The sequence below is a fragment of the Vibrio sp. ArtGut-C1 genome (assembly GCF_002105475.1).
Taxonomy (GTDB): domain Bacteria; phylum Pseudomonadota; class Gammaproteobacteria; order Enterobacterales; family Vibrionaceae; genus Vibrio; species Vibrio diabolicus.
This window is the reverse complement of record NZ_NCTH01000001.1, coordinates 284949-301100: the sequence shown is the minus strand read 5'-3', so window position 1 is coordinate 301100 and position 16152 is coordinate 284949. Positions and strand designations below refer to the sequence as shown.

Sequence of the window (16152 nt, the reverse complement as noted above, 5' to 3'; positions counted from 1 at the left end):
GATAGACTTCCTGATTTTAAATCAGTTTCTCACAAACAAAAAAATCCCCAAGCAATAGCTCAGGGATTTATACATTTTGTTAGTCGAATAGCGAATTAAAGCTTAAAGAAGCTCAATTGCTCTTTCTGCTTCTCTGCAAGTAATGAAAGTTCCGTACTCGCGCTTGCGCTTTGACTAATACCCGCCACATTCTGGTTAACCAGTTCAGACATGTTAACCACGTTGCGGTTGATGTCTTGAGTGACTTGAGACTGCTCTTCGGCTGCGGTTGCCACTTGCGTGTTTGAATCGTTAATGTTGGCTACCGACTCGGTAATACCAACCAATGCCTCATTCGCTTGTTGCGTCAGTTCGTTGTTACGACTGAGCATATCAAGGCTGACTTGCATGCTGTCATTCGCAAGCCCAGACTGCGCTTGAAGTTCTTCAATAATCGTTTGGATCTCTTGAGTCGAGTCTTGCGTGCGTGCCGCGAGCATACGTACTTCATCCGCAACAACCGCAAAACCACGACCAGACTCACCAGCACGCGCTGCTTCAATCGCAGCGTTCAATGCGAGTAAGTTGGTCTGCTCAGAGACACCGCGAATCACTTCAATAACGTCGTTGATCTGAACCGACTGCTCTTTTAAACGCAGTACGACTTGCGCTGCATCGTTCAATGCCTGAGACATCTGTGCGCTTGCTTCTGCGCTCTCTTGGAAGATAGCCAGACCTGATTGCGCAAGGCCATCAGCTTCGCGAGCTGTCGAATCCGCAGACGTTGCGTTGTCGCTCACGTTGTTTGCCGTGCTGGCAAGTTCATTAACAGCCGATGCAACTTGTTCGATCTCAGCGAGCTCTAGCTGAGCATTCGCTTCTGCTTGCGTCATTACTGCGGCAAGCTCAGTCGATGCCGAGGCAACCTCTTCACTGATGCGAGTAAGCTGGTCGACCGTGTTATAAAGCTGTTCTGCTGTTTGGTTAACATCTTTGCTCAGCTTCGCAATTTCGTTATCACCGTCTACATCTGCGCGAACTGACAAGTTGCCCATTGCTAACTGACGCATCACTTCTTGAAGTTTTTGAATAGGCGTAACAATCATGCCTGATAAGATCCACGCCCCCACCAATGAGAACGCAAATACCGCAAGAACTGTCAGCATAGCGTTGTTTTGTACACGCTCATTCTGTTGATGGCTTCTTATGGTTGACTGCTCTGCTTGATCATTCACATGCTTCGACAGAGTATTGATTTGTTGAACCATTTCTCGGCCAACATTACGGTACTCTTTAATGAATGCACGGTACTCACTGTCCGATTTCAAGCCTTGATCGTACTGGTTAAAGAAAGCCACTGAGCGCTCTGAATATCGAACATAGGCTTCGATCGCTTGGCGAACTTTAATCGCATCTTCACGAAACAGATTGCGAGCTTCAATCGCACTTAAATCAGCTTCAACCTGCTTTAAGCCTTCTTTCAATTCATTAAGAAAATTTTCACGACGGGAAGCGTCGTAGATAGCGTAAACCGCTGTAATACGAAGTGGATAAATTTCATCGTCAATACGCGCCAAAGTGTCTTTATGGAAAACCAAAGACTCTTGGTTGGAAGCAATAACATCTTGCTCAGCTTGAAGATTGTTTTTAGTAATCCACAAAGCAATAAACAAAACAATCGCGGTAAATAATACCGGAACCAAAATTTGCGTTCGTACTGACAAATTTTTCAGTGATAACTGCATGACTGGACCTCAGTTGTATGCGTGATGCCTATATCCAAACGAACTCAAGCAACTCTTAATACTGAAGCTGCATTTCGGTTATTTGAATATCTATGCTTCCTTGCGACGGGAAAGTTCCCAGACGAATAAACAAGTGGCGAATATTAGAGGTCGATCACACTTTTGTCTAGTACAAAAAGTCCCCATTTTCAATCTGTTATTGACAATATCCCGACAGTAGTGTCGGGATATTGTCGTTATGATAAATTGTGATCACTTATGATGAGATACATTCACATTTAGGACGGTTTTAGGCTATTTTCTCAACGAATTGAGCTTAGCTTGAGCAAGGCCAAAAATCGTATCTATTGGATAAGAACCTTCATCGGTTGGCTCACCGGCGACTTTCCCCGTGAACAGCTCGATGGCTTCAGTGACATGATCAATCGCCCAAATATTAAACTCACCTTTTTCTACTGCTTTCACGATGTCGGAACGGAGCATCAAGTTATGAACATTAGATTGCGGGATAATGACCCCCTGCCCTTCATGACGACCTTTAATCACACACACATCGTAAAAGCCTTCAATTTTTTCGTTCACACCACCAATCGGCTGAGCTTCACCAAACTGATTCATTGAGCCTGTAATCGCAATGTCTTGTCGGTTTGGTTGCTTTGAAAAAGCAGACACCACAGCACATAGCTCTGCCATGCTGGCACTATCACCGTCGACACCACCATAAGATTGCTCAAACGTAATCGTTGTGGTTAATGGTACTCGCGCCGTTTTACCAAACACGGAAGACAAGTAGGCCGATAGAATCATCACGCCTTTAGAGTGAATACTGCCGCCCAAATCCACACTGCGTTCGATATCGATAACATCCCCATCGCCGTAACACGTCGTCGCGGTGATGCGATTCGGCGCGCCAAACATGTAGTCGCTAGTGCTTAATACCGAGAGGGCATTCACTTGACCGATAGCCTTCCCTTCAGTGCGAATCAAGGTTGTACCGTTAACAAACGTTTCCATCACATTGTCACGTAATCGGCTCACTCGCATTTCTTGGTTCTTGAGCGCCTCTTCCACATGACCGATACGGATCATGTTGGAGTTGGCTTGACGAGCAACGTAGTTTGACTCACGTAATAAATTCGCAATATTGGCAGAGTGGAGTGATAGCTTGGTTTGATCACCAGACAAGCGTGAACTGTATTCGATAATCCGTCCCATGGACTTTCTATCACAGTGCAGCATATTGTTGTCGTTCACGACGCTAGAAATAAAGCGCGCATAGTGCAGTTCCGACTCTGGCGTTCGCTTCATCTCATCTTCAAAATCCGCTGTCACTCGGAACAACTCACTGAACTCTGGATCGTAATGCTGCAGTAATTGATAAGTTCGGTAGTCACCAAACAAAATGATTTTAATGTCGAGCGGGATAGGCTCGGGATCGAGTGATACCGCCCCTGTCAATGTCACTTCTTTTTCTAGGGAGGTAAAGCTCAATTGACGAGCACGCAGTGCGCGCTTCAAACCATCCCAAACGTAAGGCTGTTCAAGCACTTTCTGTGCATCCATTAACAGAACGCCGCCATTCGCCTTATGCAAACTCCCCGCACGAATCAGCGAAAAGTCGGTAAACACGGTTCCCTTGAAAGTGGCTGTCTCAATCGAACCGAAGAGCGAATGGTAATTGGGGTTTTCTTCAACAACGATAGGAAAGTCACTGCTGTTGCGACTTACCAAGACGTTCACTTTATAACGACGTGGCAATTTTTTATCCAACGACGCCGTTGCAATTTCGCCTTGCTCACCACTTTGGTCAAGGAAGATATCTGCGTTTTCAACAATATCTTTTTGCAGCTCAGTTAAGTACGTTTTGATTTCAGAATATTCTGCGTAATCCACTTTGAGCTTTTTAATGAAGTGAGTAATCACATCGAGCGTCACTTCATCATTAAGCTTTTTGATTTTGTCGCTGTAAGTTTCTTCCCACTCTGTGAGTTCACGGACCATCGAACGTAATCGTACTTCGAGTTCATCAATAGCATCACTGAACTGCTCTTGCTCTTTCTTACTTAGTGCATCAAAAGACTCTTCCGTATGAAGCTCGTCACCATTCATGGCGACAAACTGGTAATCGCCTTGTGTGGTAAGCGTCAAGCTAATGCCTTTCTCTTTTGCCTCTCGGCTAATGCGGTCCAGCTCGTTTTGTTGCTTCGCCGCCAATTGGTTTTTTAATCGCTCAGCTCGGCTAAAGTACATTTCATTGTCGAACGCTAGGGGTAAAGCATTCAGTAGTTTGCCCATTAAGGCTTCAATATCAACACGTAACTTATTCCCGATACCACAAGGCAGCTTCAACACCTTGGGTGTGCGGGTATCTTCAAAGTTCGCAACGTAACACCAATCAAACAAGGCTGCTGCATCGTGCTGGTGACGATTCAGATAGCGCAGGATCATGGTGCGTTTACCTAGCCCATTCTGACCAATGGCGTAGATGTTATACCCTTTCTCTTTGATGGACATCGCAAACTCGACCGCTTTTTGCGCGCGCTCTTGGCCCACAATCTCATCAATTGGAGGTAACTCCTTGGTCGACTTACATGGCATATTCTCTAGATCTGCTACAGAATATAGCTGCTTAGCTTCCAATCTTAGTATTGCCATATCCACTTCCTTTTTTCTTATTTTCGTCATTTGAGTGTAGAGATTATTTGCTTAATTTTAAGTGATTTACCTTCCACCCTAGTTTGATTGGACATTTTATGAGCACAAAAGTGATATCAATACGCACTTGCAATTGATAATCAATTTCATTTAATATCAAAACAAATCAACTCTTGTGGAGATGGACATGAATATTGAGCAATGCTGGATGCGCTACTTGAAAGCAGAGCAATTGATGGAACAAGGCCACTGGCCCGAGGCACATCGTTTATACGACGATGTACTCAGCAATCTACCCAACCACATTCATTCGGCGCTCGAAAATGCTCACACCAAACCTTGTCAATTTGTCTGTCTCATCACCGGGCTGAGAGATGCGTGCGTTGCACAATCGGAGATTCTCAACAAACTCGGATTACAGCGCGATGCTTTTTCAACACTCAATCAAACGTACGCACTATTCCAATTCTTGCAATTAGAGAATCATGAACTTATTGAGCGTGTGGGTCATTTACTTGGTCAACAAAGTGAAGACTTGTTAGCTCATATGGCGGCATTTTGCTCTGCTCAACGCAATGCTCAATGGATGATTGAGCTAGACCATGTGACGCGCGCACATGAGCAGTTTTTGCATTTGCAAGCGATGAGTTCGGCAAAGTCTTCGCCTTCTCACCTTTATAATTAATCTAAAGCCCAAGCATTGAGGTCTGCCAGACTTAGCGCAGCCCATTGCTTGTGTTTCATTTGCTTTATCAACCACAAGGATCTGTGATGTCTTCTAAAACCATTCTTTCGGTGAATAACCTATCGGTCAGCTTTACGACAAACGATGGGATCGTCGATGCAGTAAAGAAGGTTAGCTTCGATTTAAAAGCAGGCGAGACGCTTTCCATCGTTGGCGAGTCTGGGTCTGGCAAGTCAGTATCAACCAATGCACTGATGAAACTATTGCCAGACAACGCTATTTTGCATACGAACTCATCCATCATGTTTGAGGGTAGCTCCATCTTGGATAAAACGGAGCGTGAAATGCAAAGCATTCGCGGTGATCGTATCGGTATGATTTTTCAAGAGCCGATGACCTCACTGAACCCATACATGCGGGTGGGGATCCAAGTTGCTGAGGCCATCATGTGCCACCGTCCAGTGGATAGACGGAAAGCCAAAGCGAGAGTGTTAGAGCTGTTTGAACTGGTTCACATGCCAGAGCCAGAGAAAGCGTACAGCAAATATCCGCACGAGTTTTCTGGCGGTCAGTTGCAACGCATCATGATTGCAATGGCACTGATTAACGAGCCCGATATTTTGATCGCCGACGAACCAACAACGGCGTTGGATGTCACGGTTCAAGCAGAAGTGTTGCACCTGATTAAAGAAATTCAGGCTCAGATGGGCATGGCAATCCTATTTATTACTCATGATTTAGGCGTCGTGAAACACTTTGCCGACCGTGTCATTGTGATGTGTAAAGGGGAAGTCGTCGAAGAAAGCGAAACGCAAACACTCTTCGAAGACCCAAAGCACGAATACACACGTATGCTGATCAACTCTATTCCAAAAGGCAGTAAGGACCCTATTAGCGAGAGTGCTACACAACTGTTAAAAGCTGACGATATACGAGTCAAATTCTTGATAAAGTCGCATTTTATTGCCAGTAAAAATGAGTACTTCGAAGCCGTAAAAGGCATTTCTCTTGAGCTCAAACAAGGAGAAACACTCGGGATTGTTGGGGAATCCGGTTCAGGCAAGTCTACCCTCGGCCGCGCACTGATAGGCCTCCTGCCATCCACAGGTAAAATCGAATACAAAGGCCAAGATATGGCTTTGCTGACAAACAAAGAACGTTTTGAGCTGAAAAAAGACGTTCAGATGGTGTTCCAAGACCCTTATGGTTCGCTTTCTCCTCGTATGACTATCGGCGAGATCATCACTGAAGGATTAACTGTCCACCAGCCAATGTTGAGTAAAAAAGAACGTATGCAGAAAGCACGCGACGTGCTTCGAGAGGTTCGCTTAGATCCCGCGTCCATCAACCGTTATCCGCACGAGTTTTCGGGAGGCCAGCGTCAGCGTATTGCTATCGCGCGAGCACTGATCCTTGAACCTTCGTTTATTTTGCTTGATGAGCCGACCTCTGCATTGGACCGCTCGGTTCAACTGACTGTGATTGATCTCCTGAAAGATTTGCAGAAAAAGCATAACATTGGCTACTTGTTTATTAGCCACGATCTATCAGTCGTCAAAGCCCTTTCTGATCGTGTTCTTGTCATGCAAAAAGGCGAGGTCATGGAACAAGGTACGGCCGAAAATATTTTCCAAAACCCTAAAAATGACTACACGAAAAAACTGATAGATGCCTCATTTGATCTTGAAAACAGTGAAAATCAGCACAATGCGGCTTAGGTTCATCACAGTTTCATATTCATAAACTAGGATTAAGAAAAGGTGATAAATTCATCTTGTCTTAAGAATGGCGTAGCTGCCTTTCGGTTTGGCCGCCGAGACTGGTTGGTTCAAGAGTCAGACTTAGTCAACCTGGCTCACATACAAGCAAACAGTATGAATTGAGTTCCCCCAACCATGAAAAATGCCGCGACAGTGTCGCGGCATTTTTTATTCTCAGAAGCTTCGAGCAACTAAGGCATTAAATCGACTCAATACCCATATTATGTAACGTAAATGCATACACGTCTGTGGTGAGGTCAATTTGCTTACTCAGCGGCATCCCTGCACCATGACCAGCATTGACATCAATGCGTATCAATACTGGATTAGCACCTTGCTGCTTGTCTTGCAGCTCCGCAATAAACTTGTACGAATGTGCTGGAACCACACGATCGTCGTGATCGGCGGTTGTCACCAATGTCGCAGGATACTGCACGCCTTCTTTTACATTGTGAACAGGAGAGTAGCCAAGCAAGTATTGGAACATCGCTTCGCTTTGTTCAGACGTGCCATAGTCATACTTCCAGCCTTCTCCAGACGTAAACGTGTGGTAACGCAGCATATCAAGCACACCCACGGCTGGCAGCGCCACCTTAAATAACTCAGGGCGTTGCGTCATACACGCACCAACCAACAAGCCGCCATTTGAACCACCACGAATCGCTAGACGCTCGGAGCTAGTGTAGTCGTTTTCAATCAGGTATTCCGCCGCCGCAATAAAGTCATCAAATACGTTTTGCTTTTGCTGCTGAGTGCCTGCGTTGTGCCAAGCTTTACCGTATTCACCGCCGCCTCGCATGTTGGCTACAGCGTAAATACCACCCAATTCCAGCCAGTTGGCCACATTGCCAGAAAACATCGGAGTGAGGCTGATGTTAAAACCGCCGTAACCATACAGCATGGTTGGCGCACTGCCATCAAGCGCGATGCCCTTCTTGTATGAGATGATCATCGGAACTTGCGTGCCATCTTTTGAGGTGTAGAACACCTGTTTTGATTCATACTCACTGCGATCGAATGGCGCTTTTGATTCTTGAAACAGCGTCGATTCACCAGACTCAACATCAAATGAGAAGATCGTCGGTGGCGTCACGTAGTTAGTAAAGGTGTAATACAGCGTGGTTTCTTCTTTTTTACCCGCTAGACCATAAGCCGTACCCTCTCCCGGCAGTTCAACATCTCGAATCCATTCACCTTGGTAGTTAAACTGCCGCACTTTAGAAAGTACATCCACCATATAAGTCGCAAACAGATAACCGCCACCTTTGCTGATTTCTAACGGCTGTTCTTGTTCAGCAATCACATCCATCCATTGCGCTGTTCGGGTGTTGTAGCTGACAACTTTGCCATTCGGCGCATCTAGGTTGGTGTAAAGCAGCAAGGTTTCGTCTTGACTATCAATCAAGTAGGTGTCGCCTTGCGTTGTATCACGAAGCGTCACAATCGCTTGGGACTCAGACTGTAAATCGATATAAAACAGACGATTACCCGATGTGGATTCTGCGCCAGAAATAATGAGGAAGCGATCGTCCGTCGTCGTGGTACCAGACACATAACGGTGAACCTGCGTATCCAACTCACCGAAAATCACTTTATCTTCAGACTGAGGTGTACCAAGTTCATGATAATAAAGCTTGTGATGTTCAGTTCGCGCAGATAACTCACTGCCTTGCGGCTTATCATAGCTTGAGTAATAGAAGCCTTTGCTGCCCCGCCAAGAAATCGACGTAAACTTCGCATCCACAATCTCAGGCTCTAACTGTTCTTTGGTTTCGGCATCAATAACAAAGATCTTGCGCCAGTCACTGCCCCCTTCCGAGATGGAATACGCGACCAAACGATAGTCTTTAGAGAAGCTAACTTCGCCAAGAGAGATCGTGCCCTCTTCGGAGAAAGTATTTGGATCAAGGAAAACCTCGGCTTCTCCCTCCCCTTTATGGCGATACAGCACGCTTTGGTTTTGCAAACCGTCGTTTTTGTAGAAGTAGGTGTAGTCACCACGTACAAATGGCTGGGAATATTTTTCGTAGTTTTGACTGTTCGCCACTAAGTCACGGATTTGTTGGCGGTACGGGATCTGACCAAGGAAATCGAACGTGACCGAATTTTGACCCGAAACCCATTGTGCGGTTTCTTCACTGCGATCATCTTCTAACCAGCGATGAGGGTCGGCAATGTCGTGACCAAAGTAAGTGTCCACGACAGAATCTTTACGTGTTTTTGGGTAATGCATAACGTCCGTGTTACTCCGTTGTTTTTATTAAGTTGTTTATCTTCAATCGTTTTATTGCGGTGATTACCTTAGAGCACCCAATATTGATTTCAACGACATTGTTTTAAATCTATGAAGAACCTAGAAATAATGAGATATCGTTAAGTAACGATCACGAATGTGCTCAATAAGCAGCTTCACTTTATTCGGTGGTTGACGAGTAAACGGGTACACCGCGTAGATACCCAGCTTTTTACCCACTAGTTCAGGAAAAATATCGACCAGTTGACCATTGCGAATATCGTGATACACCAAGCAGCGCGGGACGTAAGCAATACCATGGCCGCCCAGAGCGGCTTTACGTAATGCGGTCGCGTTATCAGTAGAAAAGCAGCCAGATACTTTGACGATGTAATTTCCGTCTTCGCCTTTAAACTCCCAATCCGTTGCACCTGTGGTTTGGTAAGCGTATTGCAGACAATTGTGCGTGGTGAGATCAATCGGCTCGATCGGCTTCCCATTTTTAGCGATATATGAAGGGGACGCGCACACCACCCATTGAGAATCGAGAATATGTCGAGCAATTAAGCTGGAGTCCGCTAGGTAACCGGTTCGAATGACCAAATCATAGCCATCAGCCACTAAATCGACAAAACGATTATCCAATGACATGTCCACGGTCAGGCCCGGATGAAGGTTACAAAATTCCGCAACGGCATCAGCAAGTATCAAATCTCCAGAGATACAAGGCACGGACATTTTTATGTGACCGCTCACATTCTCTCCAAAGCCTGCAACAGCGTCCATAGCCTCCTGAGTGGCCTGCTTCACATTTTTAGCACTGTGGAGTAACACCTTACCTGCTTCGGTTAAGGTCAATTTACGCGTTGTTCGATATAGTAGCTGCGCCCCTATCTCTTCCTCCAACCTTGCCATTCTTTTGCTAACTACCGAATTTGTAAGGTTATTTGCTTCTGCAACCTTACTAAAACTGCCCAGTTCGATTACTTGAGAAAATAGGATTAAGTCGTCTGCTCTCATACGATTATGTCACTTTTGGAATTAATTATTTTCATTATTTCCCTATATCAACAAAAAATAAAGGAGTAAATTCACGCCAAATTAACAAAACCATTACAACAAAAAGTCACCTCTACAGCGGATTGACACCGTTCGAGAAGTCAGCGTACGAAGGATGTACAAATGAGTGAAACCCTACTTGCCCTAGTGGCATTTTCGCCAATTGTTGTTGCCGCCATCTTATTGGTTGGTCTCAACTGGCCTGCTAAAAAAGCCATGCCTGTTGCGTTCGGTTTAACCGTCGCTATTGCCCTAATGTTTTGGGATATGTCAGCCAATCGCGTACTGGCTTCTGTATTCCAAGGGCTAGGCATTACTGTTTCTGTTCTATGGATCGTGTTTGGTGCCATCTTCTTGCTCAACACTTTAAAACACACTGGAGCGATCACCACTATCCGTAATGGATTTACCGATATTTCAGCTGACCGCCGTGTGCAAGCCATCATCATTGCTTGGTGTTTTGGCTCATTCATTGAAGGCGCATCAGGGTTCGGTACCCCGGCAGCAATTGCTGCACCACTACTGGTTGCAATCGGCTTCCCCGCGCTTGCCGCTGTCCTAATGGGTATGATGATCCAGTCAACGCCAGTTTCATTCGGTGCGGTGGGTACGCCAATCATCGTGGGTGTAAACAAAGGTTTAGACACCCATAACATCAGTGAGTCTTTGGCTGCACAAGGCGCAACATGGGAAATGTACCTGCAAGATATCACCGCGCACGTTGCTGTGATTCACGCTGTTGTAGGTACTATGATCCCTGTATTAATGGCGATGATGTTAACACGTTTCTTCGGCAAGAACAGAAGCTGGAGTGAAGGTCTGGATATTCTACCATTTGCTTTATTCGCAGGCGTCTCTTTCACTGTGCCATACGCGTTAACTGGTGTGTTCTTGGGTGCAGAATTCCCTTCACTAATCGGTGGTTTGGTTGGTCTTTCTATTGTTGTTACCGCAGCCAAAAAAGGCTTCTTAGTACCAAAGACTAAGTGGGATTTCGAAAGCGAAGACAAATGGCCTGCGGAATGGCTGGGCTCGCTAAAAGTCGATCTAAACGACAATCCAGGCAAGCCAATGAGCATCGTAAAAGCTTGGGTACCATATGTAATGCTGGCGGTAATTCTCGTCGCAAGCCGCGTAAGTCCGGAACTGAAAGGCTTTGTACAAAGCGTAAGTTTGTCGTTCAGCAATATTCTTGGTGAGACTGGTGTGAGCGCCGCTATTCAGCCGTTGTACCTGCCAGGTGGCATCCTCGTGTTTGTCGCACTGCTTGCCGCAATGTTACAAAGTGGCAGCGCAAAGCCATTGCGTGAAGCGTTTGGCGAGTCAAGCAAAACACTGATTGGTGCGGGCTTTGTCTTGGTATTTACCATCCCGATGGTTCGTATCTTCATCAACTCTGGTATTAACGGCGCTGACCTAGCAAGTATGCCGGTCACAACAGCGAACTTTGCCTCTGACCTTGTCGGTTCTGCGTTCCCAGCTCTGAGTGCCACCGTTGGTGCGCTGGGTGCGTTCATCGCTAGCTCAAATACGGTTTCAAACATGATGTTCAGCCAGTTCCAATTCGAAGTGGCACAAACACTGTCTATTTCGAGTGTGATTGTTGTGTCGCTTCAAGCCGTTGGCGCAGCCGCAGGTAACATGATTGCGATTCACAACGTTGTTGCCGCATCAGCCACCGTAGGCTTACTTGGCCGTGAAGGCGCAACATTACGTAAGACTATTATCCCTACGTTCTACTACATTGTAATGACGGGCATTATTGGTTTGGTGTTGATTTACGGCCTCCAAATGACGGATGTCTTGATGAAGTAACGCGAAACGCAGGGTTTGTAGCCCTGCCTAATTTGGCACAGCTGTCAGCACTACTACCCCGACATGTTGATTTAGCTTGCTACATCAATCCCCCCGGCAGCTGTGTCATCCTTTCCAATTTGTATAACTGATTGAGTGATTTAACAAAATTTTTCAATCAATTATGTAAATGAGTTACCAACATCAGCAGTTCAAAAGTAAGTGAACCATAGGTAACTATACTCATTTTGATGCCTTCACTGCTTTGCGATGAAGGCTCAACGAAAGAGCAAATTGCTCCACAACTTTGCTTAGAATAACCGCTAGGACACCATTATGATTATCTCAGCTTCTACTGACTACCGCGCTGCCGCGAAAGCCAAACTTCCCCCGTTTCTATTCCATTATATTGATGGCGGCTCTTACGACGAACGCACGCTGAAGCGTAATACTGACGATTTAGGTGATGTCGCCCTTCGCCAACGCGTCCTACGCGATATGACAGATTTGAGCCTAGAAACCGAGATCTTCGGTGAGAAACTGGCAATGCCAATCGCGCTAGCTCCTGTTGGTCTAACTGGTATGTACGCGCGCCGAGGCGAAGTGCAAGCAGCAAAAGCGGCCGAGAAGAAAGGCATCCCGTTTACTATGTCGACCGTTTCGGTTTGTCCTATTGAAGAAGTCGCACCTGCAATTGAACGTCCAATGTGGTTCCAGCTTTACGTGCTTAAAGACCGTGGCTTTATGAAGAACGTGCTTGAGCGTGCAAAAGCAGCGGGCGTCACAACGCTGGTGTTTACCGTTGATATGCCAGTTCCTGGCGCGCGTTACCGTGACATGCACTCAGGTATGAGTGGCCCTAACGCAGCCATGCGTCGTGTATTCCAGGCGATGCGCCACCCAAGCTGGGCACTGGATGTGGGTCTACTTGGTAAGCCGCACGACTTAGGTAACATCTCAACGTATCGCGGCGAACCAACAAAACTAGAAGATTACATCGGCTGGTTAGGCGCAAACTTCGACCCGTCTATCTCCTGGAAAGATCTTGAGTGGATTCGTGACTTTTGGGATGGCCCTATGGTCATCAAAGGCATCCTCGACGAAGAAGACGCGAAAGATGCGGTACGTTTCGGCGCGGATGGCATTGTGGTATCTAACCATGGTGGTCGTCAGTTAGATGGCGTACTTTCAAGTGCTAAAGCACTACCAAGCATTGCAGATGCGGTAAAAGGCGATCTTAAAATCTTTGTTGACTCAGGTATCCGTACTGGTCTTGATGTGGTTCGTATGCTCGCACTTGGTGCAGACTGCACACTGCTTGGTCGTTCATTTGTGTACGCATTGGCTGCGCAAGGCGGCGCAGGCGTTGAAAACCTACTGGATCTGTACGACAAAGAAATGCGTGTAGCTATGACGCTTACTGGTGCGAAGTCTATCGCGGACCTTTCTCGCGATTCCTTGGTGAAAATCCCATAATCTTTGCAGGCGAGCAAAACAGAAACGAAAAAACGAGCCACAGTTGGCTCGTTTTTTATTGCTCTTCAACCCGATAATTTGACGAGCAAGCTAGCTTACTTGGTGAACGTACTCAATCACGACTTGGTTGCCGTCGATAAACACGTTACTGATATCGCCATCCACCGTCACACGATTTTGTAAATAAACCGTACCAGATGCAGATAGATCACGCTCCGTCAAAGACGGAATCACCTGACCAGGACGTACATGTAGCTGCTCGCATAGCTGTTTTACAAAACCTAGCGTCAGTGGAGAATTACCACGTAACAAGCCAGAAAACTCGTGTAGACTCAAACCAAGGCGCTTCGCCATTTCCATTTGAGTGATGTGCATTTTGGCTTTTTGTGACATCCAGATGTCGTAGAGCGCGTTTCGATCCAGCTCTGTAAATTCCATATCTGCCTCCGCTAATTCAAGAGCCAATACACTCTCACACTTACTTAAGATAAATGTTAGCGATAAGTCAGAGAAGTTATAATTGATCGTTCAAATATCAACGCACATCGGAGATGGCGAAGCTCCGCACACGAATGGAACGGCGGCTCATCACCCAGTTTCGACCACTCACTTTTCACCTCACGAAATAGCCTACCTCAGGCGATTTATACATAAGTAAATGATTTAAAGGAAATCACTGGGGTGAAGGAGTAATATCTGCTACCTTTCCTTCCATGGTTCACTAGAAAGAAGTTACATATGTCACAGTGGTTTACCGATTTGCAAAGCTATATTGAAACATCTCATCAAGATTGGAGTGGGAGTGTCCTTTTCATTACACTCGCCAGCTTTATTGCTTGGATAGCTTGGCGACTGATCCGCTCTCGTCTCGCAGTACTAGTAGAGAAAACCCCTTTCCACTGGGATGACATGTTGCTTGATGCGCTAAAAGCGCCAGTCAGTACACTCATTTGGTGTTGGCCAGCAACCGTCTCTATCGGCATCATATTAGAGAGCGAGCTCAACGATAAAATAAACTGGTTAAGCACGCTGAAACTGATTTTGGTGATCAGTATCTTCGTCTGGACCGTTATGCGACTCATTACCAATGTTGAAGAGTACGTCCTAGAACAAAAAAACCGAGATGAAACCACAGTACAAGCGATAGCTAAAGTCGCGCGCTTGTTCTTTATTACCGTCGGAATTCTCACTGTGATGCAGGCGTTTGGCTTGTCACTGTCAGGATTGCTCACCTTTGGTGGTGTCGGTGGTTTAATCGTTGGTTTAGCGGCGAAAGATCTACTATCGAACTTCTTTGGCGGCCTTATGATCTACTTCGATCGTCCGTTTAAAGTTGGCGACTGGATCCGCTCTCCAGATCGCCAAATTGAAGGTACGGTAGAACGAATTGGCTGGAGAATGACCATCATCCGAACTTTCGATAAGCGTCCTCTTTATGTGCCAAACTCTGTGTTTAGCAACATAGTCGTAGAAAACCCATCTCGCATGCTAAACCGACGCATCTACGAAAAAATTGGACTTCGTTACGACGACGCCGAAAAAATGCCGCAAATCATTACAGCGGTGAAAGAGATGCTTAAGAATCACAAAGATATTGATGCACGCCAAACGCTTATCGTCAACTTCGATACGTTCGGTCCATCGTCACTGCATTTCTTCATTTATACCTTCACAAAAACCGTGAATTGGGTGAGATACCATGAGGTTAAACAGGATGTTCTTCTTCAAGTAATTAACATCATTAAAGAACACGAAGCAGATATCGCCTTCCCAACTCAAACACTCAAGCTCGACCCAGTTCAAATGATAAAAGCTGAAGAGCAAGAAGATCACGGCTTCTAATTTCCATCAATACCAATAACAAAGCCCGCTTTATTCAAGCGGGCTTTTTCATTTTTTATTTGCTTGGATTGGTTAGTGTTGTATTAACACCATACGAGCATTCAATGGTTGGATGGGACGATTGTTTTCCCCCATCACTGTCGTAAACGCTTTAATCTGCTCAGGGGAAATGGTTTGTGCTTCTTTCATCACTAACCAACGTACCCCTTCAGAGCATGGTGGTGTCGTTAGTGAGCCATTAAAGCGATAATACGCTTTGTCTTTTGGAAGCAACGCATCCGCTTCAAATGGCAATTTAATCTCTACACCTTGATCTTTACTTGGTATGTTTGCTAGTAACTTCGCTAAATCTGGGTTCGCTTTTCCGGATTGAAAAAACACGGCCACAACCGCCAAATGGCCAGTTGTATCAGCATGCACAAAGTGCGCTTCTAATGGGTATTCTTTGCCATCCACATGGTTTTCTGACGGAGTATGGAAGTGGAACTGCTTTAACGTGAATGCATTGCCATCAATCAACAGTGTGTTGTCACCCTCTAGGCTGGTTTGCAGGGTGTGGCCGTTATTGAGCAATGAGATTGCTTTGCCATGGTAGTCGAACTGCAATTTGTCTAACTTCGCTTCTGCTGCGGAGACAATATTAATTGGGCTTTGGTTTTGACCTTTGGAACATTCAGACGCAAACTCGCCCCAATGCTCAGGCCCGTGACTCCCCTCGTAACCCCAGCTTGCTGCGTAAGCTGTTCCTGTAAATACCAACGCCAAACCTAGTGCTGCCAGTGACTTCTTCATAGTTTTCCTTATTCCTTCAAGTTAAATGTTGTGAAAACAAAACCATACTAATCGCACAGAATTAAGCGGGAATAGAGTGAAAACTATGATTACAAAAGTTTTTTGGAATAGATGCCTCTAGTTATGCAATTG

At 45.8% G+C, this 16152-nt stretch carries 11 protein-coding genes; 5 read left to right on the top strand and 6 right to left on the bottom strand.

The window, feature by feature from the left end; translation table 11 throughout:
- Positions 1–95 precede the first annotated feature (95 nt).
- Together B7360_RS01315 and B7360_RS01310 are read right to left on the bottom strand one after the other, a co-directional pair.
- Entirely contained in the window at positions 96–1724 is a 1629-nt protein-coding gene (locus B7360_RS01315) for a methyl-accepting chemotaxis protein (protein WP_005394881.1), read from the bottom strand.
- A 294-nt stretch (positions 1725–2018) separates the two neighbouring features.
- Complete coding sequence (locus B7360_RS01310) at positions 2019–4379, bottom strand: Lon protease family protein (RefSeq protein WP_005394880.1); 2361 nt, start codon at positions 4377–4379, stop codon at positions 2019–2021.
- 187 nt (positions 4380–4566) lie between these two features.
- On the opposite strand from B7360_RS01310, the gene B7360_RS01305 reads away from it, so the two are divergent.
- The gene (locus B7360_RS01305; RefSeq protein WP_085342565.1) at positions 4567–5064 is read left to right on the top strand and encodes a hypothetical protein; all 498 of its coding nucleotides are present in this window, start codon (positions 4567–4569) and stop codon (positions 5062–5064) included.
- Between the two features lie 86 nt (positions 5065–5150).
- The gene (locus tag B7360_RS01300) at positions 5151–6782 is read left to right on the top strand and encodes an ABC transporter ATP-binding protein (RefSeq protein WP_085342564.1); all 1632 of its coding nucleotides are present in this window, start codon (positions 5151–5153) and stop codon (positions 6780–6782) included.
- A 241-nt stretch (positions 6783–7023) separates the two neighbouring features.
- Here the strand turns inward: B7360_RS01300 and B7360_RS01295 are convergent, their stop codons facing one another.
- On the bottom strand, positions 7024–9057 hold the full coding sequence (locus B7360_RS01295; protein ID WP_085342563.1) for a prolyl oligopeptidase family protein: 2034 nt from the start codon (positions 9055–9057) through the stop codon (positions 7024–7026).
- A gap of 120 nt (positions 9058–9177) precedes the next feature.
- Positions 9178–10077 carry a LysR family transcriptional regulator gene (locus B7360_RS01290; RefSeq protein WP_005375112.1) on the bottom strand — a complete coding sequence of 300 codons (900 nt, stop codon included), beginning with the start codon at positions 10075–10077 and terminating at the stop codon, positions 9178–9180.
- 162 nt (positions 10078–10239) lie between these two features.
- Here B7360_RS01290 and B7360_RS01285 point away from each other — a divergent pair, with 162 nt between their 5' ends.
- Both B7360_RS01285 and lldD read left to right on the top strand, forming a co-directional pair.
- Positions 10240–11931, top strand: coding sequence for an L-lactate permease (locus tag B7360_RS01285; protein WP_085342562.1), 1692 nt, complete (start codon positions 10240–10242; stop codon positions 11929–11931).
- Between the two features lie 315 nt (positions 11932–12246).
- Positions 12247–13386, top strand: a complete 1140-nt coding sequence (lldD, locus tag B7360_RS01280; protein ID WP_005383962.1) for an FMN-dependent L-lactate dehydrogenase LldD — start codon at positions 12247–12249, stop codon at positions 13384–13386.
- Between the two features lie 90 nt (positions 13387–13476).
- Here the strand turns inward: lldD and B7360_RS01275 are convergent, their stop codons facing one another.
- A complete protein-coding gene (locus B7360_RS01275; RefSeq protein WP_005375109.1) occupies positions 13477–13824 on the bottom strand; it encodes a helix-turn-helix transcriptional regulator in 348 nt (115 codons plus the stop codon).
- Positions 13825–14124: 300 nt separating this feature from the next.
- Here B7360_RS01275 and B7360_RS01270 point away from each other — a divergent pair, with 300 nt between their 5' ends.
- The gene (locus B7360_RS01270) at positions 14125–15228 is read left to right on the top strand and encodes a mechanosensitive ion channel family protein (RefSeq protein WP_046875767.1); all 1104 of its coding nucleotides are present in this window, start codon (positions 14125–14127) and stop codon (positions 15226–15228) included.
- A gap of 72 nt (positions 15229–15300) precedes the next feature.
- Here the strand turns inward: B7360_RS01270 and B7360_RS01265 are convergent, their stop codons facing one another.
- A complete protein-coding gene (locus tag B7360_RS01265) occupies positions 15301–16020 on the bottom strand; it encodes a carbonic anhydrase (protein ID WP_085342561.1) in 720 nt (239 codons plus the stop codon).
- Positions 16021–16152 lie beyond the last annotated feature (132 nt).